Annotated in this window: 20 protein-coding genes; 8 read left to right on the top strand and 12 right to left on the bottom strand. The window is 51.3% G+C overall.

Annotated elements, in window-relative coordinates:
* A partial coding sequence (locus A7E48_RS02565; protein ID WP_141669353.1) for an LPXTG cell wall anchor domain-containing protein occupies positions 1-256 on the top strand: 256 nt, incomplete at its 5' end.
* Between the two features lie 78 nt (positions 257-334).
* Here the strand turns inward: A7E48_RS02565 and A7E48_RS02560 are convergent.
* Positions 335-1,840: a PLP-dependent aminotransferase family protein gene (locus A7E48_RS02560; protein ID WP_068169041.1), complete on the bottom strand. Its 1,506-nt coding sequence runs from the start codon at positions 1,838-1,840 to the stop codon at positions 335-337.
* 127 nt (positions 1,841-1,967) lie between these two features.
* Here A7E48_RS02560 and pdxS point away from each other — a divergent pair, with 127 nt between their 5' ends.
* Both pdxS and pdxT read left to right on the top strand, forming a co-directional pair.
* Positions 1,968-2,876 (top strand): pyridoxal 5'-phosphate synthase lyase subunit PdxS, encoded by a 909-nt coding sequence (gene pdxS / locus A7E48_RS02555; protein WP_068169038.1) that lies wholly within the window; start codon positions 1,968-1,970, stop codon positions 2,874-2,876.
* 330 nt (positions 2,877-3,206) lie between these two features.
* Positions 3,207-3,809 carry a pyridoxal 5'-phosphate synthase glutaminase subunit PdxT gene (gene pdxT / locus A7E48_RS02550; RefSeq protein ID WP_068169037.1) on the top strand — a complete coding sequence of 201 codons (603 nt, stop codon included), beginning with the start codon at positions 3,207-3,209 and terminating at the stop codon, positions 3,807-3,809.
* A gap of 581 nt (positions 3,810-4,390) precedes the next feature.
* Here pdxT and A7E48_RS02540 read toward each other — a convergent pair.
* From A7E48_RS02540 to A7E48_RS02525, 4 genes are all read right to left on the bottom strand, one after another.
* Complete coding sequence (locus A7E48_RS02540) at positions 4,391-7,303, bottom strand: DEAD/DEAH box helicase (RefSeq protein ID WP_068169035.1); 2,913 nt, start codon at positions 7,301-7,303, stop codon at positions 4,391-4,393.
* A 3-nt stretch (positions 7,304-7,306) separates the two neighbouring features.
* Complete coding sequence (locus tag A7E48_RS02535) at positions 7,307-7,702, bottom strand: (deoxy)nucleoside triphosphate pyrophosphohydrolase (RefSeq protein WP_068169034.1); 396 nt, start codon at positions 7,700-7,702, stop codon at positions 7,307-7,309.
* A 125-nt stretch (positions 7,703-7,827) separates the two neighbouring features.
* Positions 7,828-8,385 (bottom strand): hypothetical protein, encoded by a 558-nt coding sequence (locus A7E48_RS02530; protein WP_068169033.1) that lies wholly within the window; start codon positions 8,383-8,385, stop codon positions 7,828-7,830.
* A gap of 19 nt (positions 8,386-8,404) precedes the next feature.
* Positions 8,405-9,067, bottom strand: coding sequence for a CPBP family intramembrane glutamic endopeptidase (locus A7E48_RS02525; RefSeq protein ID WP_083147145.1), 663 nt, complete (start codon positions 9,065-9,067; stop codon positions 8,405-8,407).
* Positions 9,068-9,122: 55 nt separating this feature from the next.
* Between A7E48_RS02525 and A7E48_RS02520 the strand changes: the two genes are divergently transcribed.
* The 4 genes from A7E48_RS02520 (at position 9,123) to A7E48_RS11220 (ending at position 15,202) form a co-directional block, all read left to right on the top strand.
* A complete protein-coding gene (locus tag A7E48_RS02520; protein WP_068169032.1) occupies positions 9,123-10,814 on the top strand; it encodes a tryptophan-rich sensory protein in 1,692 nt (563 codons plus the stop codon).
* A gap of 571 nt (positions 10,815-11,385) precedes the next feature.
* On the top strand, positions 11,386-12,750 hold the full coding sequence (locus tag A7E48_RS02515; protein ID WP_068169031.1) for an HAAAP family serine/threonine permease: 1,365 nt from the start codon (positions 11,386-11,388) through the stop codon (positions 12,748-12,750).
* Between the two features lie 47 nt (positions 12,751-12,797).
* Positions 12,798-14,171: an L-serine ammonia-lyase gene (locus A7E48_RS02510; RefSeq protein ID WP_068169030.1), complete on the top strand. Its 1,374-nt coding sequence runs from the start codon at positions 12,798-12,800 to the stop codon at positions 14,169-14,171.
* A 149-nt stretch (positions 14,172-14,320) separates the two neighbouring features.
* Positions 14,321-15,202, top strand: a complete 882-nt coding sequence (locus tag A7E48_RS11220) for a transcriptional regulator (protein ID WP_198924114.1) — start codon at positions 14,321-14,323, stop codon at positions 15,200-15,202.
* A gap of 2 nt (positions 15,203-15,204) precedes the next feature.
* Here the strand turns inward: A7E48_RS11220 and A7E48_RS02500 are convergent, their stop codons facing one another.
* The 5 genes from A7E48_RS02500 to A7E48_RS02480 all read right to left on the bottom strand — a co-directional run bounded on the left by A7E48_RS02500 (position 15,205) and on the right by A7E48_RS02480 (position 20,836).
* On the bottom strand, positions 15,205-16,134 hold the full coding sequence (locus A7E48_RS02500; RefSeq protein WP_068169029.1) for an SPFH domain-containing protein: 930 nt from the start codon (positions 16,132-16,134) through the stop codon (positions 15,205-15,207).
* A 193-nt stretch (positions 16,135-16,327) separates the two neighbouring features.
* The gene (locus A7E48_RS02495; protein ID WP_068169028.1) at positions 16,328-17,821 is read right to left on the bottom strand and encodes a DUF1846 domain-containing protein; all 1,494 of its coding nucleotides are present in this window, start codon (positions 17,819-17,821) and stop codon (positions 16,328-16,330) included.
* 30 nt (positions 17,822-17,851) lie between these two features.
* Positions 17,852-18,796: a YgcG family protein gene (locus tag A7E48_RS02490; protein WP_068169027.1), complete on the bottom strand. Its 945-nt coding sequence runs from the start codon at positions 18,794-18,796 to the stop codon at positions 17,852-17,854.
* 122 nt (positions 18,797-18,918) lie between these two features.
* Complete coding sequence (locus A7E48_RS02485; protein ID WP_068169026.1) at positions 18,919-19,224, bottom strand: hypothetical protein; 306 nt, start codon at positions 19,222-19,224, stop codon at positions 18,919-18,921.
* A gap of 250 nt (positions 19,225-19,474) precedes the next feature.
* Positions 19,475-20,836 (bottom strand): MATE family efflux transporter, encoded by a 1,362-nt coding sequence (locus A7E48_RS02480; RefSeq protein ID WP_068169025.1) that lies wholly within the window; start codon positions 20,834-20,836, stop codon positions 19,475-19,477.
* Positions 20,837-20,963: 127 nt separating this feature from the next.
* Between A7E48_RS02480 and A7E48_RS02475 the strand changes: the two genes are divergently transcribed.
* The gene (locus tag A7E48_RS02475) at positions 20,964-21,203 is read left to right on the top strand and encodes a hypothetical protein (protein ID WP_068169024.1); all 240 of its coding nucleotides are present in this window, start codon (positions 20,964-20,966) and stop codon (positions 21,201-21,203) included.
* A gap of 17 nt (positions 21,204-21,220) precedes the next feature.
* Here A7E48_RS02475 and A7E48_RS02470 read toward each other — a convergent pair whose 3' ends face one another.
* Both A7E48_RS02470 and A7E48_RS02465 read right to left on the bottom strand, forming a co-directional pair.
* On the bottom strand, positions 21,221-21,820 hold the full coding sequence (locus A7E48_RS02470; protein ID WP_141669352.1) for a hypothetical protein: 600 nt from the start codon (positions 21,818-21,820) through the stop codon (positions 21,221-21,223).
* A 335-nt stretch (positions 21,821-22,155) separates the two neighbouring features.
* On the bottom strand, positions 22,156-22,629 hold the full coding sequence (locus A7E48_RS02465) for a pyridoxamine 5'-phosphate oxidase family protein (RefSeq protein ID WP_068169022.1): 474 nt from the start codon (positions 22,627-22,629) through the stop codon (positions 22,156-22,158).
* Between the last annotated feature and the right edge of the window lie 31 nt (positions 22,630-22,660).

Below are 22,660 nucleotides of genomic sequence, written 5' to 3'. Positions count from 1 at the left end.
AACTGAGCAACCTGCAGCGCCTGTAGATCATGAGGCTCCTGCGCCTGCTCAGCCGGCAGCTCCCGTAGCTGAAACCCCTGCCGCACCAGCTCCTGCGCATACCCAGACAGCTCCTGCTGTTGCAACTCCCGCGCCGGCTCCCGCCCCCGCGCTTGCCCACACCGGCGCAACCAGCATTGCAGTTCTCTCCGGTGCCGGTCTGCTACTGCTAGTCGGCGGCGCGGCACTGCTGTGGGGACGTCGTCATTCGGCATAAGCTAGTTGGCTCTTATGCCCAACGCAGCATTGCCTAGCAATAAATGAATCTCTCAGGAGCTGAACCTCCCCGCGAGGTTCAGCTCCTGCGTTTAAGCGCCGAAATCAGCAGCAGGAGCCCGCGCTGGAGCGCCCGGTCGCTGGCGGCGCCAAACCCCACCACAATACCGAACGCTCGTTCTTTTTCACTGATTCCTGCATGGGACCAGTAGTCTCCCAGCGCGGCCGCTTTCACACCTGACTCCTCCAGAATTTCTAACACTGCGCGCTCGTCTGCCTCGGTTGCATAATCGCCAGAGAACTCCAGCACCACATGCAAACCACCATCCATGGGGAGCACCTGCACCCAGGCGGGCATATCCCCGGTTGATAACGTGTCCAGGAGCAGATTGCGGCGTCCCTTATAGAGCCTTCGCATCCGCCCGATGTGCCGGCGCACCCCGCCATCGCGCATAAACTCAGCCATCGCGTCCTGCACCATGGCAGAGACGGGTGAGCCTAAATCTTCCCGCAGTTCCCACAGCGAATCGGTCAACGTATTGGGCGCAATCATGAATCCCAGCCCCAGCCCGGGGCTAATAGTTTTAGCGAACGACCCGAGGGTAATGACGCGGTCGAGCGCAGCGGCACTTTCGCCGGCATCGCGGGCAAGAGCTGCAAGGGCAGGGAGGGGATCGCCCACGTAGCGCAGTTCCGAATCATAGTCGTCTTCCACAATGAAGGCGTCATTTTCTGCGGCCCAGTTCAGCAGTTCCAGACGGCGCGCCACAGGCATCGAGGCTCCCAGGGGGTACTGGTGGCTGGGGGCAACCAGTACGAGGTCAGGGCGATTTTCTGCTGGTAAATAGGCAGGATTCAGACCGTGATTATCTACAGGAATCGGCATAATTTCATGGTCAAAGGCCGCAGGAATTCGATGTAACGAAGGGTAGCCGGGGTTCTCCACGGCAATGCGCAGCGGACGGTCATGAATTTCCCGTCGCAGGGCAGACAGCACCAGACGAAAAGCGTCACGAGCACCGGCAGTTACCATAATCGAGGCAGGCTCGCGCACTACCGACCGCATGAGCCGCAGGTGCTCGGCAAGCTGATATTGAAGTTCGAGGGAACCAGCCGCCGGGTGGGTTGGACTGGGGTGAGCCGCCGTGCGGCGCCACGCTGATCGCCATGCCGAGGTAGCCAGCTGTGAGGTGTCGGGAATGCCCGGTCGTAGGTCAATGAACTGTCTCGTTGGCATAGTTTTGGGAATGGGACGGACACGCGGACTAGGAGACGGTTCCGGCATTGTGGGGCTCGTGGGTCGGGGTGGTGCGGAGGAATCAAACGCCACACTCACCGTGGTGCCGCCTTTTCCCGTAGAAACGTAGCCTTCACCCGCTAACTGCTCATATGCAGCGACCACCGAACCGCGCGAAACCCCTAACCGCGCCGCCAGCGTGCGCGTGGCGGGCAGGGAGTCTCCTCCAGCTAACGTTTGGCTAACAATGAGCGCGCGAATTTGTTCCGCAATCTGAGAAGGCAGAGAAGCGGTTGAATTTTTGTTGATCTGGAGCGGCAGTTCTGCCGAGGTGGATGAGCGAGCCATATCCTCAACCTACCGCGAGGGCGGGCGGGGCGTCGTCGTCTTTTCTGATGTTCACTCTCGGATGGTCTAAAATTTTTATTGCTTTTTGGCTCTTTATTAGACCAATTTTTAGCGGCACTGTGGTGGTATGACTGAAAATAACAACGAAGTAACCGGATCCCCCCTCGTCAAGCGCGGCTTGGCAGACATGCTCAAGGGCGGCGTCATCATGGACGTCGTCACCCCAGAACAGGCAAAAATTGCCGAGGACGCCGGCGCAGTAGCCGTCATGGCACTCGAACGAGTTCCCGCAGATATTCGCGCGCAGGGCGGCGTGGCACGCATGTCCGACCCAGACATGATTGAAGGCATCATCGACGCCGTTTCCATTCCCGTGATGGCAAAGGCACGCATCGGCCACTTTGTTGAAGCGCAGATTCTCGAAGCGCTCAAAGTCGACTACATCGACGAATCAGAGGTGCTATCCCCCGCTGACTACGTCAACCACATCGATAAGCAGAACTTCAAAGTTCCTTTCGTTTGCGGTGCAACCAATCTCGGCGAAGCACTACGCCGCATCGCCGAAGGTGCCGCTATGATTCGCTCCAAGGGTGAAGCCGGCACCGGCGACGTTTCCGAAGCTACCAAGCATATTCGCACTATCAAGTCACAGATTGCTGAGCTTCAGGCACTTTACGCGGTCTCACCCGATCTGCTCTATGTGAAGGCTAAGGAGCTTGCGGCTCCTTACGATATCGTTCTTGAGGTTGCTCGTACCGGCAAACTTCCCGTGGTTCTCTTTACTGCTGGCGGTGTGGCAACCCCTGCCGATGCGGCAATGATGATGCAGCTGGGTGCTGACGGCGTGTTCGTAGGCTCCGGCATCTTTAAGTCCGGAAACCCCGAAGCACGCGCCAAAGCAATCGTGAAGGCAACCGCACAGTACGACGACGCCCTCGCAGTTGCCGATGCGTCCCGCGGCCTGGGCGAAGCAATGGTCGGCATCAACGTAGCTGACCTGCCCGCGCCGCACCGCCTTGCTGAGCGTGGTTGGTAAATTTCGCGGGTGCGAGCTAGCGAGCACGCAAAGAGCGGAATTTACCTGCGAGCATAGCGAAGCGGCGAGCAGTAAGAAACTGTGAGCGAAGCGAACTCCTAGCGAGGGCTATGGGAAATAGGTCAGCGAGGGAGTGCTCCTCCAGCCCGGCGCAGCATCGGCAAGCTATCCTTCTCGCCTGCCTCGCTAGCGCTCGCAAAGGCGATTCATGCCAGCCCCAGCCAGCTTGCCTCTAGCTGCGCCGGGCTGTCGGAGGAGGCACTCCGCAACGCCTAAAACTACCCAAGAAATCTTGTAATTACACATTTTCCTGCATTGAAGGTCTTTCATATGAGCAAACTTTCCGGCGCCGGCAAGACCGTGGGCGTTCTCGCACTTCAGGGCGGGGTTTCCGAACACGCTGAACTGTTATGTTCTTTAGGCGCCGATGTGGTGCTCGTGAAAAAGGCTTCTCATCTGGAAGGCTTAGATGCGCTGGTTCTTCCCGGCGGAGAGTCCTCCACGATTGATCGTTTGACGCGCATTTTGGGACTGCGCGATGCACTTATCGATGCTATTTCTGGAGGACTGCCCACGCTTGGAACGTGCGCCGGGCTGATTATGCTCTCGCGCGAAATCACTGACCCTGCGCCCGGTCAGCAGTCCCTGGGACTATTGAACGTGACCGTTGACCGCAATGCCTTTGGCTCGCAGGTTGCTTCTGCCGAAACAGTGCTCGATTGGAAGAGCCCTTCCAGCAAATCGCACCCCGTTAAGGCGGCGTTTATCCGGGCGCCGCGCATCGTTTCTGCAGGTGAGGGCGTGGACGTTACCGCCCGCTACAACGGCGAAATCGTGGGTGCACGCCAAGGCAACCTTCTGGGAATATCGTTCCACCCCGAACTGTGCGGCGAGACGGCGGTGCATGAGGAGTTGCTGGGGTTGATGAAGTAGGGAGCCCCTACTCCCCCGAGTTTGTATCAAACTTTTGCGCCTGCACCACGATTTGTCTGGTACGCAGCAAAAAGTTTGATACAAACTCACCTTCCGCCACTTTGTACCAGATTAATAAAAGTGGACCACATGCCGTACGGTCCGTTTTCGGTTTTCTGGTATAAACTTCTCGGCTCGAGCAGGAGTCCTCTTCCGCGGGGACCCACCCCGCCAGAAATAATGAGACTTATAGCTGACTAGTGTGGATACGCTGATTTAATGAAATCATGTACAAAATATTCAGTATTGCTTTCGGGGTTTTATCTATTCTGCTAGGGATTGCCTTTTTCGTTTGGCGAACCACGCTCCTTGGAGACTTTGAGGCCACCGGGTCTGCTCGCTTCGTAACAACGTTGGTGGGTTTTGCCCTCATCGCTGGCGAAGGCCTCATAATTTCGGGCGGAATAAAGATGCCGCCACGCGAGAAAAAATAACGTGGACGACGTCGCGGAGAAAGACAACGCACAACTCACGCAACTATGGTCAATTTTTAGGCGTTTTGAACATCAAAACGCCTAAAAATTGACCACAGTTCAGAATCCTTAGAGTCGCTCGGCAGAGACTCGCTCATCAGTAGCTTTAGTCAAATAGTCATAAAGTCCGCGCTCGAGCGGGTGTTTAAAGTCCAACCGCATATTGACGATATCTGCATTCGTTCTCGTCTTCGTCTCATGAGCATCTCTGGGGTCAGCCTGTCCAAGATAGACAAAATCTGTACCCTCGGCGTCGTCCTTCTTGACGAACACATCAAGCTTCAGAGCCCCTTCAGCGATCTGCTTCTCCACTTTATGTTTCAAAGTCCGAGTATGTTTTGTGTACCAAAACATTGTGCGCTCGTCTTCTAGATGATCCTGATAGTTAATTGCTTCATCGATATCTTCAGACTTATGGTAGGTAATAAATATCGGGCATGTTCCCGTCACAAAGTCAGGTTTATACCCATACATTGTGGATTGATGATTAGCACGCCAGTTCAAAAGGCGGCACACATCTTTACGGCTGTACCTCTCTCCCACCAGAAGCTCCCCAGTACGAGCATACAAATGGTCATTAAGATATAAACCGGTTTGAATGGAATCATCTATGTGAGACTTGAAATAAGGATTATTTTCGTATGCTTCTTTAAACTTTGGAGAAATACTAAATTTATCTTCGGTTCGTAGAATAATCGGCTCATTATCGAAGATTTTCTTTTCTGCATCGGTAAAGAATTGTAGCGTGAGTATTGATTCAACCGAAGCCATTATCTGACTGTTATAAACCGCCCCATACGTAACGAAAAGATTTATAACTTCATCGTCGGTTAAATGATTTTTCTGTAGTAAATCTCTTACCAGCAGAAGTTCATGCGGACGTTTACCATTCATCAGCTCTCGGTCAAACAAGCATAGATAACCGTGCTCTAATGGACTTAGCTCTTCCTCTGCGCGCTTAATTTGCTTAAGAAAATCCCAATAGGTCGGACGTTGTCCCGTTGTAGTTATGAAAGCAGTCGGCCGGGCTGTATCAAATCGAGCAAAATCATATCTGGAGGGTATTCTGCCCAGCCGATACTCTAACTCTCTAAAAGATTCTTTCAGGCTTGCCAAACTATTAAGTTTGACTTTTTCAAGAGCCTCAAGAACTCTTTCTTGTGCGATTTCGTCGAAACTAATACTCGATACGCCTGCAACCGAGCCCTGTTGCCGAGCAGTTATCATGCTCTTACGAACTGACTCTTTATCTAAGCTTTTGTTTCCAAAAAGAGCGATAGGAATAAGAAAGTTATTCTTGTAATTACCAATAAAATCAATAACTCTCAGATGAGATTTGTTCTTGGCTTTTCTTAGCCCTCGGCCTAACTGCTGGGTAAAAATAATCGAAGAATTAGTATTTCGAAGCATAACCACTTGGTTTACAGCAGGGATATCAATACCTTCATTGAAAATATCAACGGTGAGAAGATAATCGACCTCACCGCTTTCGAGTCTTTTTACTTGCAGTTCTCTTTCCTCAGCAGGAGCTGCACCTGAAAGAGCTACCGTACGAAGTTGCTTCCCATTCACTGAACGCTGATTAAGTTCCGCAGACAGCTCAGCAGCTTCCTCATTACGACTGCAAAAAATAAGGCCTCGTGCATCTCTTAGGTGCCCGTACTTCTCCAGATTTTTTACGATATGGTCCACGCGAGAGCTCATAATAAGGCGGGAAAGCTGAGATGTTTCATCAATTGTTGTTCCATCAGCATCAACAAAGTCCGTCACACCGTAGTAGCTAAAAGGAACAAGCATCTGCTCTTCTAATGCCCTCTGAAGCCGGATCTCATAAGGAACATTATGGTCAAACAGCTCATAAATATTGAAAGAGTCGCTACGTTCAGGAGTCGCTGTTAGACCTAACAGAAAATATGGCTCAAAATACTCGATAAGTCTTTGATAAGAATCTGCTCCAGCTTTATGAACCTCATCTATGATGATCAGATCGAAGTGATCCTTCGGAATTTTACAAAGAGTTTCCTCTTTAGAAATCGTTTGAATTGTGGCGAATACATACTTCCGGTCAATTTCACGGCGAGCGCCCACAAACTTTCCAAATTCATTCTCAGGAGCATCAAGAACCTTTATGAACTCTTGGGTAGCTTTGTTCAGAATCTGGTCTCGGTGCACAACAAATAACACTCTCGAAGGACGCGACTGTCTAACCGCCAACGCAGCCAAAATTGTCTTACCAGTGCCCGTTGCAGAAATAACAAGAGCTCGTTTCTCACCAGAATCCTGCACCTTCTTGATTTGCTCAAGAGCTTCAGCTTGCATGGCATTGGGAGTAATTTCTCCAACAGGAACTATTTGCTCGGTGTTAATTTCAAAAGCAGTGGGATGCACCTGGGGGCGTCGTCGTCCCTCATATTCTCTAATCCACTGAGGAGTTAGAACAGACGAGAACTTTTTCAGCCTCTCGATAGCTTCTTCTAGTTGAGCGATGACGTCGCCGTCGGGGAACGCTGAAAACCGAAGGTTCCATTCTTCGTTACGAAGAAGTGCCCCACGCGTAAGATTTGAGCTGCCGATAATCGCAGTTGAGGTACCCGCATGATGCTGAAAAATATAACCTTTGCTATGAAAAGCATCGATTGAATCATTGAGAACGCGAACTTCGATGTTCTCTAACGTAAGAAGTTCTTCAAAAACACCCGGGTCATTGAAATCTAAATATGTGGAGGTATATATCGTTCCCCGGCCCTGAAAATCTAAAAGCTCCTGTTTGAGCAGTGCAAGACCAGAGCTACTAATAAAGGCTACGGAGAATTGGAAACTCTTTGAGCGCCTCAGTTCTCCTAGTATTGCTCTGAGCATGGTTAGTTCGCTCTGGTTGGAGAATAATATCGGGTTATAAGCGCGTTGAGAGGAGACTGTACTATCTATAAAACCAAATTTGGTATCAGCTGAAAGCTCAGTCATGGGGGAAGAAGAGTTCATAGATTAGCTCAGCTCTTTTTGAATCTTTTTAAAAGCCGGGATATCGGCAGGTGCCCATTCCAATTGAGAGAGCTTATCGGGAGTTAACCATCTAATTTGTGCGTGTTCGGTCAAGGTAGGCTCACCAGTGGTAAGGGCACAGTAGAAAGTAGTGAGGGTGACGATCCCAAAATCATATTCAAAGGTAGTGGACTCAACTTGATCGCCGATCTCAGCACCGATGAGAAGCTCTTCTTCGAGTTCCCGTTTCAAAGCTTCTTGAGGCGTTTCTCCTGGCTCAATTTTTCCGCCTGGAAATTCCCACAACAGTGGGAGTGTCATACTCTTACCCCTCTGGGCACAGAGGACTTTACCGTTTTGGAGTAAAACTGCACCGACTACATCAATCCGTTTTTTCACAAGACTGCTTTCTGAATAAAAATCTACTATCAGCAGCTTAGATTTTTTGTTCAGTTACGTCGAGGCTACAACCTCACCCACAATTTATATGACGGCAAATTTCTCCCGCCCTACCCTCACACCCTCTATTTCTTCAGCCATTGCGCGTACCTTAGCGCGTCCTTGCGCAACCGGAAAAGCATCACCATGTTCACTACTAACATGGTCGCACCGACGCACCAGAAAATAATGTTGCCCCATATGGTCGATGTACCCGCCTGTGCTACCACCGCCACATCAAAAGCAAACCGCATCAGCGCAGCCATCAACGCTATGCCCACAATGTAAATCCTGAATTTGTTGTACATCTTCTGCCAGCCCCGTTTTCTGAGCACACCGGTGGGGAGATCAACCTGGTTGACAGATGTAACCATCCAGCGCGTTGACACGAGCAAAAACGCGAGCGGAATAAGCGTGACCATCACGCTCGCAAAAAGATCTTCCTGCGGATGCGGCACCAAAAACAGTCCAAGTCCGTTCACCGCAACAACACCCACCACCACGGCACGAAACTTTCTAATTCCCGGCGGCGACGGTTCCGCTGGCGGGCGACCCGAAAGTCCCTTTGGGTCATGTAGTTGCCAGGGGTTGAGGTCGAGCGGCTCGTCAAACTCGAGATCGTCGTCGAAATTTTTGTCAGTCATACGCTTCTGCGCAACATCCCTAAATAAGATGCGGCAAAATCAGCAACATGCCCAGGCTCCACGAAATGTGTAAAACACAAGCAGAGACAAGGGAGCCTGTACGGCGAGCTTCAAGCGCGGCAGGCACGCCCACGGCGATTGCTGCAAGTGCCAGCAGGGGTACGCCCATTGCAGCAGTCACAGCAATGTACAGCACAAGGCTAATGAGTGCGCGAGTGCGCCAGGTGCCTGGCAAATAATCCATGGCTATACGTCGAAAAAAGACTTCTTCGCCCACACCGTTGATGGCGGTAGTAAGAATTGTTACCCACAGCAGACCATAACGCGCATTATCCAAAAGCGCATCCACCGGCCCTGCCAGCACAGGAATATAGCGCACCAAAAATGCGCCTGCCAAAAAGATAAGCAAAAGACCAATGCCAATACCAAGACCTCGAAGGGCATCCTTGCCAGCGCGTTGTGCTAGAAAAGCGGGATGAGACCGCGGGCAAAGAGCCCAGGTAATGAAGTAAACAGCAGCCACCGCAAAGGTAGCAACGTAGAAAACGAGGCCACCATCGGGGGCAGCCGAAGCAATCCCTAAACCTATAGCGGCGGCAAGAGCTGGTATGAGAACAGCTCCCAGAACTTGCTGTGGACCGGGCCGGTTGGAAACCTCGGAGAGGGATGTATCGCGCGTCATCAAAGTGCTAAAGTCTTTCTAAGTTTACTTATCTATTTAACCTAAGGATATGTTAGTGAAAGACCGGAAAGATAGAGTAGCGCTTGTAACGGGTTCAACAGGTTACATCGGCGGCCAACTCATTATCGAATTACTCAAAAATGGCTGGGCAGTTAAAGCGCTCTCACGCGATCGCGCTAAAGCTGAACATCAATCCTGGGGCAAGCACATTGTGCCAGAAGGCTCCACTGCTCATAGCGGCCAGGTAGAAGTTATTGAGGGAGACCTCGAAGACAAAGAGGCTCTCGACCGCGCCTGTGCAGGCGTGAACGTCGCATGGTATCTAGTGCATTCTATGAGCGAGGGTTCTGACTTCCGCGCACAGGATAAAAAGATGGTCGAAAAGTTCGTGGAGTCAGCTAAACCTGCCGGCATTGAACGCGTGGTGTATCTGAGTGGTCTTCACCCAGAAAACGGTGAGCTCTCAGAACATCTAGCTTCTCGCGTAGAAGTTGGCGACATTCTCTTGAATTCGGGCATCCCCACCGCCGTCCTGCAAGCGGGAATTGTGATTGGTGATGGCTCGGAGTCTTTCTCCATGCTTCGTCACACCGCCGAGCGTCTACCCGGAATTGTTGGTCCTGGCTGGATGCGCAACAAAGTAACTCCCGTGGGTATCAAAGATGCTCTCTTTTACCTTCGCAAAGCAGCAGATTTTCCTGCCGATATCAACCGCACCTTCGATATTGGTGCCCGTGAGACGGTTCCTTATATTGAGATGATTCGCCGCTATAGCGAAATTGCTCTCAAGGTTCCCCGCGTTATCTTCATTGCCCCGGTGATTACGCAGAACTTAGCAGCTACCTGGATTTCTCTGATTACTCCCTTGAATAAGAAGATGGCTTTGCCTCTTATTCAGAGCTTGGAACATAATACGGTAGTAAAAGAGCGAGATATCATCGAGCTTGCCGGTGAACCCAAGGGCGGCATCTCCTCCTTTGAAGACGCCGTCAAGCATGCTCTACGCACTGTTGATACAGGCTTATGGGCGCGCACGGCCTGGGGCACAATGGGAGCGGTCGTCGCTACTGCAATAGTTGGTTCTTTACTCACCGATCCTGAAAATCGTTGGTACAAGAATCTCAAGAAGCCAAGCTGGCAGCCTCCTGCCCTGGCTTTCCCCATTGTGTGGACTGCTCTTTACGCTGATATCGCTGCTATCAGTTCCCTCGTACTTGCAGATGCGCAGGAAAAGGCGCGCGCCGGTGAGCAGGACGGCGCGAAAGAAGCTAAATCTTACGCGGTAGCCTTGGGGGCTAATTTGGTTCTCAATGCAACATGGAGTGGACTCTTCTTCCGCTCCCGCAGACCGTGGTTGGCAGCAGGAGAGTCGATTGCGCTAGCAGCTAGTTCGATTGATCTTGCACGACGCGCGGGGCGGTCTTCTCCTGAACGTGGGGTAGCTCTTGCTCCCTACGGTGCGTGGACTTCTTTCGCTGTCGTTCTCAACTCTGCCATTGCTCACCTTAACCGTGATTCCCGTACTCCTTTGCAGAAAGTAGTAGACCACGGCTTGGTAGCTGGTCAGCGCAGTGCCGATTTAGCCCAGGAAGGTTGCAACAGTCTTGGTAAGGGTGCGAAATTCGCGCTACGCAAGGGGGTAGGTCTGGCTCTTCGGTCTTTCCCGCCGTATGTGGTAGCTTCACGTGGCCTGAAGATTTATCGCACCGTGCAGCGGGGTCGAAAGACTTTCAAGAAATGGATGTAGAAAATTAGGGCTTCTTATTTCTGGTCAAACAGTTAAGGAGAAACTGCCGCACTCCTCCAGAGAAATGAGGTGGAGGGAAGACCCTGATAAGGGTTTTCCCCTCCCCTTTTTTGGGTCATCGCCTCATTCTTTATCAGCTATTTTTAGAGTTGACCCGCGTTACAGAAAATGTGTTTCATATCATAGATTTAAGTCTCTTTTGGTCCACAATGGAGCTTATTGCACTACAGATACCTACGAGATTGTTGAACAAATAGGTGCGAGATCCTCTTACAAGAGCTCATCCTTGATAAATTGACGAGATGAGGACGAAACGACCTTATCAATAAATAATTATCGTGTTGATAAAAAAATTTTCTAAGAGTAGTGTGAGACATATCAAACAACATAGTTGATCCGAGAAAAACGGGGATTGTTCAACAAAAATCGCTCTGACAAGCGATAATATTGAGAGAAATTTATCTCAGCCGCCTCAAGGATGAGAAAACTGAGAAAAAATTTTTCAATCTGCCTTCGAGCACCCGCCCCATCTTCTTAGATCCTCTCGTTCTCACGCACTCGGAGAAAGAACATGTCACACACCCCTCAAGCTGCATCGGGTTCTGTTGCTGCAGCATCTTCACCAGAATCTCACCCATCTTCCGCAGGCGTAGCTAACGTCGACTCATCTCAGGCTCCTAAATGGAACAAGACTGATACCCTGTGGACTCTTAGCCTCTTCGGAACCGCAATCGGTGCCGGCGTGCTCTTCCTACCTATTAATGCTGGTATTGGCGGCATTATCCCGCTCATCATCCTGGCAGTTATTGCCTTCCCGATGACCTACTGGGCTCACCGCGGCCTTACTCGTTTCGTACTTTCGGGTTCCAGCGAAGATGCTGACCTCACCGAAACCGTTACAGAGCACTTCGGACGTGGCGCAGGCGCCGTTATGAACGTCCTCTACTTCCTCTCCGTGTACCCCATTCTTCTGGTCTACTCGGTAACCATCACCAACACCGTCAACTCCTTCCTGGAGCACCAGCTCGGTGTGACGCCGCTTCCTCGCTGGCTTATGGCACTGATTTTGGTTGGTGGCCTCATCTTCATCGTTAGCCTCGGCAAAGACATCATCGTTCGCGTTATGTCCTACCTGGTCTACCCCTTCATTGCCGTTCTCGTTCTGCTCGGCATCTACTTGATTCCCAAATGGAACGGCGCACTTTTCAAGACTTTCGACCTCAGCGTTGCAACCCAGGCATCCGGTCACACCCTCGGTGTCACCCTCATGTTGCTGGTTCCCGTGATGGTTTTCTCCTTCAACCACTCACCTATGATTTCTTCCTTCGCCGTTGACCGCCGTCAGGCTTACGGCAAGTTCGCAGACTTCAAAACCGGTCAGATTTTGCGCCGCGCAGAAGCTCTCATGGTTGTCGTCGTTATGTTCTTCGTTTTCTCCTGCGCATTGGCTCTAAGCCCCGAAGATATGGCACAGGCAAAGGAACAGAACGTTACTATCCTTTCCTACTTGGCTAACCACTTCGATAACCCCATCATCTCTTGGGCTGCTCCCATCATCGCTATGGTTGCTGTTGCTAAGTCCTTCCTCGGTCACTACCTCGGCGCTGCTGAAGGCTTTGAAGGCCTCGTTATTAAGGGTGCAAACGCTGGCGGAAAGCGCAACATTACCCACAGCAAGAAGCTCTCCACCGGAACCCTTATCTTCATGCTCATCACCGCATGGTTGGTTGCTTGGTCTAACCCTTCAATTCTTGGCATGATCGAGACTCTCTGTGGTCCTACTATCGCTATCCTTCTCTTCCTCATGCCGATGTGGGCTATCCACACCGTTCCTGCACTGCAGAAGTACAAGGGTAAGGCTTCCAACTACTTCATCTTCTTTATGGGTCTAGTAGCTTTGGCAACCATCATCTACTCCATCGTTCAGGCTTTCTAAAACAGTCTCTGCAACAGATAAAAAGTTTTACTTCAAGGAACAGAAAAATGTATATCAGCATCTTTGATATGTTCAAGATCGGCATTGGCCCTTCTAGCTCACATACCCTTGGCCCTATGAAGGCAGGCAAAGCCTTCGTTGACCAACTCATTGAAGAGGGAAAACTCGATCAAGCAACCCATGTGCAGGTAAAACTCTATGGTTCGCTGTCCCTCACCGGAAAAGGCCACTCCACCGATAAAGCCGTGCTGCTCGGTCTTGCTGGTGAAGAACCTGAAACCGTAGATATTGACGGCATCGACAAGTTCATCGCGAGCGTCGTCCATACCGAAAAAATCAAGCTCAACGGTACTCACGAAGTAGATTTCCCCGCCGACGACGGCATGTACTTCTTCGACGAATACCTGCCCATGCATGAAAACGGTATGTGCATTGTGGCTTTCAACGGCGACGAAGAGCTTCTGCATAAAACCTATTACTCCATCGGTGGCGGCTTCATCGTCGATCAGGAAAACTTTGCAAAGCGCGGAGAATCTAGTACGAAAGTTCCTTACGAGTTCTCCTCTGCCGAAGAGCTCTTGCAGCTTTGTGCAGAAAACAATCTCACTTTCCCCGAGCTAGCTTGGGCTAATGAGCTTGCACTACACAGCGAAGAAGAAATCAAAACCCATCTAGATAAAATCTGGAAGGTTATGAAGGACGGCGTAGAGCGCGGTTCGCATCGCGAAGGCCCCCTTCCTGGTAACCTGCTTCTTCCTCGTCGCGCTGGCCTGTTGCGCCGTCGCCTGGAAGCTCAGGAGACCGACAATGGTCTTACCATGATGAGCTGGGTCAACCTCTTTGCAATGTCTGTTTCCGAGGAAAACGCTTCTATCGGTCGCGTAGTAACAGCTCCTACCAACGGTGCTTGCGGTATCGTTCCGGCAGTTATTCACTACTATGACAAGTTCGTTGAACCAGTCACTGAGAAAATTTTTGCCGATTACATCATGGCAAGTAACCTCGTAGCAGGTCTGTACAAGATGAACGCTTCTATCTCTGGCGCTGAAGTTGGTTGCCAGGGCGAAGTAGGCGTTGCATGCTCCATGGCAGCCGCTGGTCTCGCTCAGCTTGAGGGTGGCACCCCCGAACAGATTTGCGTAGCAGCTGAAATCGCAATGGAACACAAGCTCGGCCTCACCTGCGATCCCGTAGGCGGTCTCGTACAGATTCCATGTATCGAACGCAACGGTGTAGCTTCACTCGATGCTATTAACGCTGCGAGCATGGCGATGGAACGCGAAAGTGCACCCACCGTATCGCTCGATAAGGTGATTGCCACCATGTACCAAACCGGTAAAGACATGAACTCTAAGTATCGTGAGACTTCCCTCGGCGGATTGGCAACAACGGTGCTACCCGTACCCCCGGTATGTGGCTAAAAATATAAATTCATATGTTTGTAGCAGCTGAGGGTGCCAACCACACACTTTGTGGCGGGCACCCTCAGCTATATGAAAAATCAATTTATAGACAACATCAGGAAACAGCAGGCAAGGTTTCTCTTGCTATCAGGTATCTAAGGAAGAGCATGGACCCCTCACCCCGTACGCATGCAGAATTCATCAATCAATACATTCCGCTTGTCGATTTTCTCGGTCAGGCGATGGGTCCAAACGTCGAAATTGTTCTTCACGACTTAGATATCCCCGATAAATCTATTATCGCCATCAGTAACAGCCATATCAGTGGCCGCCAGATTGGCGGGCCGGTAACGGACTTCGCCCTATGGTTTATGAAACAGGGTGATGCCACCCATGTACCGATGATGACAGGTTACCGAGCAGTGAACTCCGAGGGGCGCGTCTGCCGTTCCTCTAGTTACTTTCTACGAGATGAAAACAACGTGATGCGGGGAATGCTCTGCATCAACGTCGACGTCAGCGACCTTATTCAGATAAGAAACCTGACAAGCAAGATGATTGGCAACACCGAGACTACCGCCCAGGAGAAAACCCAGGCATTCGGTGGCTATCCCGGACCCGGTGCTATTCCGCCGAATCCGGGCATAGACGAGAAGAGCGAATCTTTCTTCCCCAGTGACATCCAAACATTCATTCAGCAATCCTCGATTGCTCAAACTATTGCGGAGATGTCGAGCCCAAAGGTTCAGACAAGCAATATGGTGGAGGATGCCTCCACTGACTTCTCGCCTACAGATGAAGCTCAGGGAGAGGTAGTGGAATCACTGGGATCGAACGTCCAGCATCTCTTGGAATCCATGCTAGATAAAACGATTGCCGAACAGGGTGTTTCTCCCGAGCGTATGCAGCGCGAAGAGCGGGTAGAGGCTGTACGCAACCTTGAAGACGCCGGCTTCTTCCTCCTCAAAGGTGGAATCGCCGCAGCCGCTAAGAGACTAGGAGTTTCCGAACCAACTATCTATCGCTACCTGGTAGAAGTACGCAACTAGACTTAGCGGTGGGACTGCACTTCCTCCGCCTGAATGATGCTGCGGGTAATATCATCTGAGGTCATGGAACGGTTTTGGCCGCTGAGATTGCTGCCGTCCATCATAATAACCTTGGCGTTGTTGCTGGAGGCGAGGGCAGAGTAAACCGCCATGCCGTCGTTGAATTTGAGCCACTCTACAGCCGCTTCAGCGGATAGCCCGGCGTCCTTGAGCTTGTCGATGCGTTCCTTCATGCCCTTGGCAATCTCATCGCCCTCTTGCGCGATACCTTCACCGCGCAGTCGGCGGGCGTCACGCTCAGCTTCGGCGTCCAGAATCGCTGCCTGCTTATTACCTTCGGCAGTGAGAATTTGAGCCTGGCGCTTACGCTCAGAAGCATTGACCTGGTTCATGGCATCTTTGACCTCAGGCGCAGGCTCGACGTCGATGACGTTCGTATCCTTGATGACGTAACCATACTCGCCAATTTTCTCGGTCAGCTCGCCCTGCAGAGCCAGACCCACCTGGTGGAGCGAACCGTACGCTTCGTCCAAGTCAAGTTTGGAGAGCGAACCTACAATGTTCTGCTGGATGTAAGAACGCATCTGATTTTCAGGGTTCGACAGTTTGTAGACGGCGTTTTTGACGTCCTGTTCATTCTCATTCACAAAATACTGCACGTTCACCGGAACCTGCACGAAGACGTTGTCCTGGGTCTTGGTGGCAACCAGCAGGTCTAGCTCGCGAATACGCAAGGTCTGCTTGTAAGCAACTCGCTCCACAAACGGCAAGCGGAAGTGAAGACCGGAAGACAGCGTGCGATTGTACTTACCCAGCTTCTCGATGACATAGACGTCCGATTGCGGCACCACCAAAATGCAACTCACCAGAAAGATCAGCGCAAGCGCAACAAGAATAATAAGTAAGACAAGTGATACTAAAGCTGCCGTCATGGGGGGGGTACTTTCTGTAGGGATGTGTGGTTTCTTCCACTGTACAAAGCACGACGCGCGGGCGGTACTTGCCGGCGAAATATTACTTGGTATCGGTGTCGGAATTTAAAGTTTGTATCAAAAAAGTCGGTTTGTACCACGAAATTCTTGGTACAAACCGACTTTTTTGATACAAACTCCCCTGCGGGAAAAACTACCGCTTCTGATACAGCGATTTACGCTGGAATTTCGGGTCGGAAGTCACCAGTACACCAAGGTTGCGGAAGATACCTTCATCAACTGAACCGAGGATAGTGGTGGTATGAACATCGCAACCGCGCAGGTTCTTGAGCTGCTCCAGTGCACGCTGGGCTTCTTCATTTGCCGCTGCAGAAACTGAGAGAGCAATCAGAACCTCGTCAGTATGCAAACGGGGGTTCTGGCTTCCCAAGTGAACGGTCTTGAGCTTCTGAATAGGCTCAATAGATTCAACGGAAAGCAGGTGGCTTTCATCTGAAATACCCGCCAGGTGCTTCAAAGCGTTCAAGAGCATAGCGGAGGAGCAACCCAAAAGATCGGTGGTGCGTCCGGTAATAATCTTGCCATCGGGCAATTCGATTGCTGCAGCGGGTAGCGAAGTTTCTTCTTCACGCGCACGAGCAGGTTCAATGACCACACGGTCTTCAGCCTTCAAGCCGGCCTTCGCCAGCACTACTGCGGCGCGGTCAGACTGAGTAGAATCCAGGCCGTCACGAGCTTCATCCACCAGGGTCTTGAAGTAGCGGCGAATAATTTCCTGCTCAGATGCGTGGCGGCAGGCGGCGTCGTCGGTAATGCAGTTACCCGCCATGTTTACGCCCATGTCAGTCGGTGACTGGTAGGGGGTAGTGCCGGTAACGCGCTCTAGCAGGGTTTTGAGAAGGGGGAAGGCTTCGACGTCGCGATTGTAGTTGACGGTCGATTCACCATATGCCGAGAGGTGGAAGTGGTCAATCACGTTGGCGTCGTTGAGATCCACAGTCGCTGCCTCGTACGCGAGGTTAACGGGGTGTTCCAGCGGCAAATTCCAGATAGGGAAAGTCTCAAACTTTGCGTAACCAGCTTTGATTCCACGCTTGTTTTCGTGGTAAACCTGGCTGAGCGCAGTAGCTAGCTTGCCTGAACCGGGACCAGGAGCAGTGACCACAACGAGGTCGCGGGTGGTCTCTGCGAATTCGTTACGCCCCAGCCCCTCTTCAGACACAATCAAGTCCATGTTCGTGGGGTAACCGGGAATTACACGGTGGCGGGAAACCTTCATACCCAAACGCTCTAGGCGCTCTTTGAAGGCGACGGCGAGACGGTCATCGTCCTCCATCTGCGTAAGCACTACGTGTTCTACCAAGAAACCGCGATCGCGGAAAACATCTACGAGGCGCAGGACGTCATCTTCATAGGAAATACCCAAGTCAGCGCGCATTTTGTGGCGCTCAAGATCTTTTGCGTTAATGCAGATAAGGATTTCAACTTCATCGCGGATTTTTTCAAGCATCGCGATTTTGTTGTCCGGAGTGAATCCGGGAAGCACACGGGAAGCGTGCATATCGTCAAAAAGTTTGCCACCCATTTCGAGGTAGAGCTTGCCGCCTAATTCTTCGCGGCGCTCTTGGATGTGCTGAGACTGAGTCTCGATATATTTCTCACGGTCAAAGCCAATGTTGTTCACCATGGAACTTAAGCATACAACGGCTTAGGAAACTTACCTAAAGCGTCCATCAGGATTATTGCCTTCACCGGTGTATAAATCGGGATTTGCTCGATACAGGGGCAACCATTCTTCAAAGTTATCGGCATACTGGGTGTATTCCTCATGGCTCTCTGCGGTCTTCGATTTTAACCGTGAATTATAGGGAAGAATACCTTCATCGGGCTTGTGATTATAAAAAGCCCGATACTTCCGATACGCCCTGCGCGTTTCGTCCGAGACCTCTAACTGGGGGTCTTTACTGACCGCATCATAAATCTGCGCATCGGCATACCGGTAAAATTTTTGACGACGGCGAATCCTATAGGTAGCAACACCTAGCAGGTAAAGCGAAAGTGCACCGAGAACCCACCACATACCGTGAAGTTGCCGCGCGTACGCCTGATTTTTTTCTTCCTGCTGAACTTTTTCTGCCTGCCCAGCTTTCTGATAGATACTCTTGACGGCGTCGCCTATGCCATTTTTGAAGTCGCCCTCGCTCAGCTTGGGCAGAAGTACATACTGAAGAATCTCATTTGTCGAAGCATTATCTAACGTAGCGTTACGACCACGATAAATACGCATGTCTCCATTTCGCACATTTACTGCAAGAAGCGCCCCATTTCCTTCTTCACCACCTAAGTTCCATGCTTTGGAGACCTCGCCGGCGTAGTCCGCAATATTGCTCACTTCTGAACTGGAAAAAATATAGACCATGACACGCACGCCGTCGGTATTTTTATTAGCGGCGTCAATAACGGCGTTGATATCTTGTTCGTCTGCGGGGGTTAAAAAGTCGACATCGTCGCGAATGTATCCTTCCTTGGGAGCTGAGGGAATATCGGCGGACGTTGGAGATTCGGCAGCACGAGCAAATGAAAGATGAGAGAGAAATGCGCCCATAACAAGGAACAACACCAATATCAGCTTATGTTTAGCTATAACAGTGCTCTCACTCATGGACAACTCCTCTCTATTACCGCATCAGCTTTCTAGTGTGCCATGCCGTTCGCTCTAGCTCCACACTTAATAACCAATAAATTATTGATAAAGAAAATATTTCCGCTGGGGCGCTCTATTCTTTAAAAACTTCCGCCAGCTCCGCCGCCGGAAAATCCGCCTCCCCCGCCGAAGGAACTACCACTGGTCGAGGAGAGGTCCTGGTGTTCTGCAGGGGTCACTCCGCTACCTGAATACAAGCTCGGCGCTACGGCGTACAGGGGAAGCCATGCCGCATAATGAGTGGCGTAGAGCGTGTATGCCTGGTCATCTTCGTCGGCTTTTTGCTGGATTTCAGCGTTATATTTATCCGCATCTCCCTGAGGAGGTTTGCGATGATTCCTCCGGTAAGAACGGTAGGCTTTGCGCATTTCATCGGTAGCCTCCAATGTTGGATCTTGCGTGCGATGCGGCGTCGTTCGATCACCCCGCCAGAGTGAGAACTCCCAGCGTCAATATCCCCAGAGTAAGTATGTGGTTCTGATGTACAGGCATGTGGTTTCCTCCTAGGGAAAGCCTACCAATTAGTGAGAGGCTTCACACCATATCGAAAGCACACAATTTTTCCACCACACACGGATCTTAGCTGTGCTTTTGAACGAACCGCGTGTTCTCAAACCGGGAGCGCCTGCCCTCCCCTTACTTAATCCATACGTCCTGACGGGCGCGCACTCCCAACGTCAGCGCGCGAGCACCCATATAACCACCTGCGTACGCAGTCCAGATTCCAAGAAATGCCCACACCGAATCGGTCATACTGAAATACACGATGACTAGCAGAGGAGCGTAGAAAGCCAGTGTGAAAACCGAAGCTAGAGCCAAGTATCGAACATCTTGAGCGCCAATGAGAACGCCGTCGAGAATAAAAACGTAAGCTGCGATGGGCTGCCCTACCGCAACCACCAGCATCGCAAGAGCGAAGAGATGCTGAACCTGTGGGTCTGCGGTAAAAATCCAGCCGCCCCAGAACCCAACGATGGGGCAGAGCAGACCCGTCACCGCTCCAAACCACAGACTCCACTTCACCAAGCGATTTTTAAGGTACCGGACGGCGCCTCGCCCCGCCGTTGTGGAAAGATCCCGTGCACCCATTTCCTTACCCAGTAATGCCTGGGCAGCGATAGCCAACGAATCGAGGGCAAAGGCAAGAAAGTTAAAGAACGTCATGGTCAGCTGATAAGCAGCAAGATTTGTGGCACCTTGATGGGTCACCACAAAAACCGTAGAAAGTAGCGCAATTCTCATGGTGAGCGTACGCAACATGAGCCAGCCGCCCACTCGAAAAACACTGAGAGATCCACGGAGATCGGGCAGAAGGGAAACGCTATGCGCGCGCATACCGCGGACCACCATTGCACCCATAGTCAGCCCCATACACCACTGAATGAAGGCAGTCGCCACCGCTGAACCTGCCACACCTATGCCCAGCGGATAAACCAGAAGCCAGCTCAGCCCCAAGTTAAGGGCCGCGCCGACTCCCGCAACGTACAGCGGAGTTTTAGTATCTTGCAGACCGCGCAAAACCCCAACTGCGGCAAGCACCAGCAACATGCCGGGCAGACCGAGCAACGACGGGCGCAAATAAGCCACCCCATACTCCGCGGTGGTTCCGAAGGCTCCCATTGCCCGCAACACAGGTTCTGCAATAAACCACCCCACGATAGCGAGAACTACCCCCAGCCCTAGCGCTACCCACAGGCCATTGCGTCCGGCAGTAAAAGCTCGTTGCAAATTTCCTGCACCAAAAGCTCGCGCCACCGCAGGGGTGGTGGAGTAGGACAGGAAAACCATAATCCCCACGACCGTCTGAATAACGGTTGCGCCCAAAGTTAGACCCGCCAACGGCTCGGTGCCCAGATGCCCCACAATAGCGGTATCACCCAGCACAAAAAGCGGCTCGGCGACGAGCGCCCCAAAAGCTGGCACCGCCAGCGCGAGTATCTGCCGATTAAGGCTAGAAGAACGTGACGCTGACGGCGCAGGGGTAAGTGAGGAAGACATGAAACTACTGTATCGAACCGAGCGATAGAGCTTGAACAAACAAACGTCACCCCCAATGCGCTACTGTATTCCTTGAGTTACCGCCCCGGATCAGTGATCTGTTTGCCGTCCAGAGAAAATTGAGAACGTGTCCTTCGCTTCAACTTTTACCTTTTGGTCTATTTCTTTGCTACTTGCCTGCACCCCAGGCGCAGATTGGGCATACGTTCTGAGCTCAACTATCAAACACAAATCTCCGCGCCCCTCAGTGGCAGGGCTCGTGCTGGGATATCTAGGTCTGGTAGTAATCGGGGCGGTGGGGCTGTTCTCCGGGGTAGTGATGATGATTATTGGACTGCTCCTTGTGGGCGAGCAGACGTGGAGATAGACCGTATCTCCACAGATTTATATTGTGACCGGCCCTCGGGTGAACGAGTAAACCGTTCCATTCACCCTCACGCTACGTGTCGCATAGGCAGTAATTGAAGAGGTGCAGGTTGCATAAGAAATTTTTGCCGTGAATTTCGGGGGGACGGCAGCAATATATGTCTTATCAGTAGAGTTATAGGTCCAACCTCCACTGTATTTCATGGTGTACGCAGTGTAGCCGCTTCGCTGAGGCACAGTTGTATCAACTTTGGGAGTTGACCACACAGGAACATAGGTAGGATCAGCAACTAAACGAGTATTGACCCAGGCTAAAGATCCTAACGATGTGGGTAAGTAGAAAGTGATGGTGGCATTGGTGATTTTATCGGTGGCATTAACACCGCCCACCCACAGCCCACCGGTGGGATAAGCCTCTTTTGTACCATCGAGTGAAATAACTGAGGTTCCTGCACCTGCCGTCGTGCAAGATTTACCCAGCAACAACTTTCCTTGGAGGGTTTTTGTAGAATTTTGAGATGCGGCATAGGCGGGTATAGCAGTAGTCGCTAAGATTACTGGGGCGGCCCATCCTATACCTTTCACGAGTTCCCTGCGCTTAGGGTTCATTGGGGGCATGATCGTTCCTATCGAGTTCTGATAATTTAGGTGACCAGGGGAAATTTTGGTAGTAATTTATCTCCCCTTTTATGGAATTCAACTACAAAATTTACTCACAAAAGGTCTAAAGTCATAGAAAATTGATACCCGTGCTGAACCCCGTTTCCGATCCTAAGGCTAGGCAGGAGAGGAAAAAGCAAAGGACGCGTACCTTTGCAAGTCCCCTCGCTACCTAACAAACTCCGGCAGTATCTGCACAATAGTGGGAACGCTAAAATCAAAAATACTCGCGAAATTCTTGAAGAGGGTCTCGTCCCAGTTATAGTCAGGCTGTTACAAAAGACCTTTATGTTTTAAAGCTCTACAGTGTCACTAGTGCCGTTATGATCAGCACCGGTCAAACGGTTCTTCACAATCTCAGCCAGCGCCATAACCTTACCGCCCGGAGTGCCCCAGAACTGCGCGGATTCGCTATTGAAACGAATCAAACCCAGATTGGGATCATTTACACCTTCAAAGTAAGCTTCCATGCCCTTATTCCAGAGCTTTTCAGCCTGTGCGCGGTCTTCAATAAATTCAATGGTGCCTGAGACTGATAGCCAGGAACCAGTTTCTGCGAAAGCAAGGTTAACCGCGCGGTTCGCTTTAATCTGCTGCGCCTGATCAGAGTTCAGTCCAATAAAGAACCATGCATCGGCGTCGTCGGTAATTTCCTGCGGGGTCATAGGGTGGGTCTGGATTTTGCCGGATTCAGAGAGCGACGCCATCATCACCAGTCGTTCCTCACGCATGATTTTTACAACTTGCTCTTTGGTGAGATCAGCCATTATTTCCTCCAAAAATAACATAAACAAATAA

Origin of the sequence: Rothia sp. ND6WE1A, from assembly GCF_001683935.1 — a bacterium.
GTDB lineage: Bacteria > Actinomycetota > Actinomycetes > Actinomycetales > Micrococcaceae > Rothia > Rothia amarae.
The sequence above is the reverse complement of the archived record's forward strand: the minus strand, read 5'-3'. Positions and strand labels throughout refer to the sequence as shown.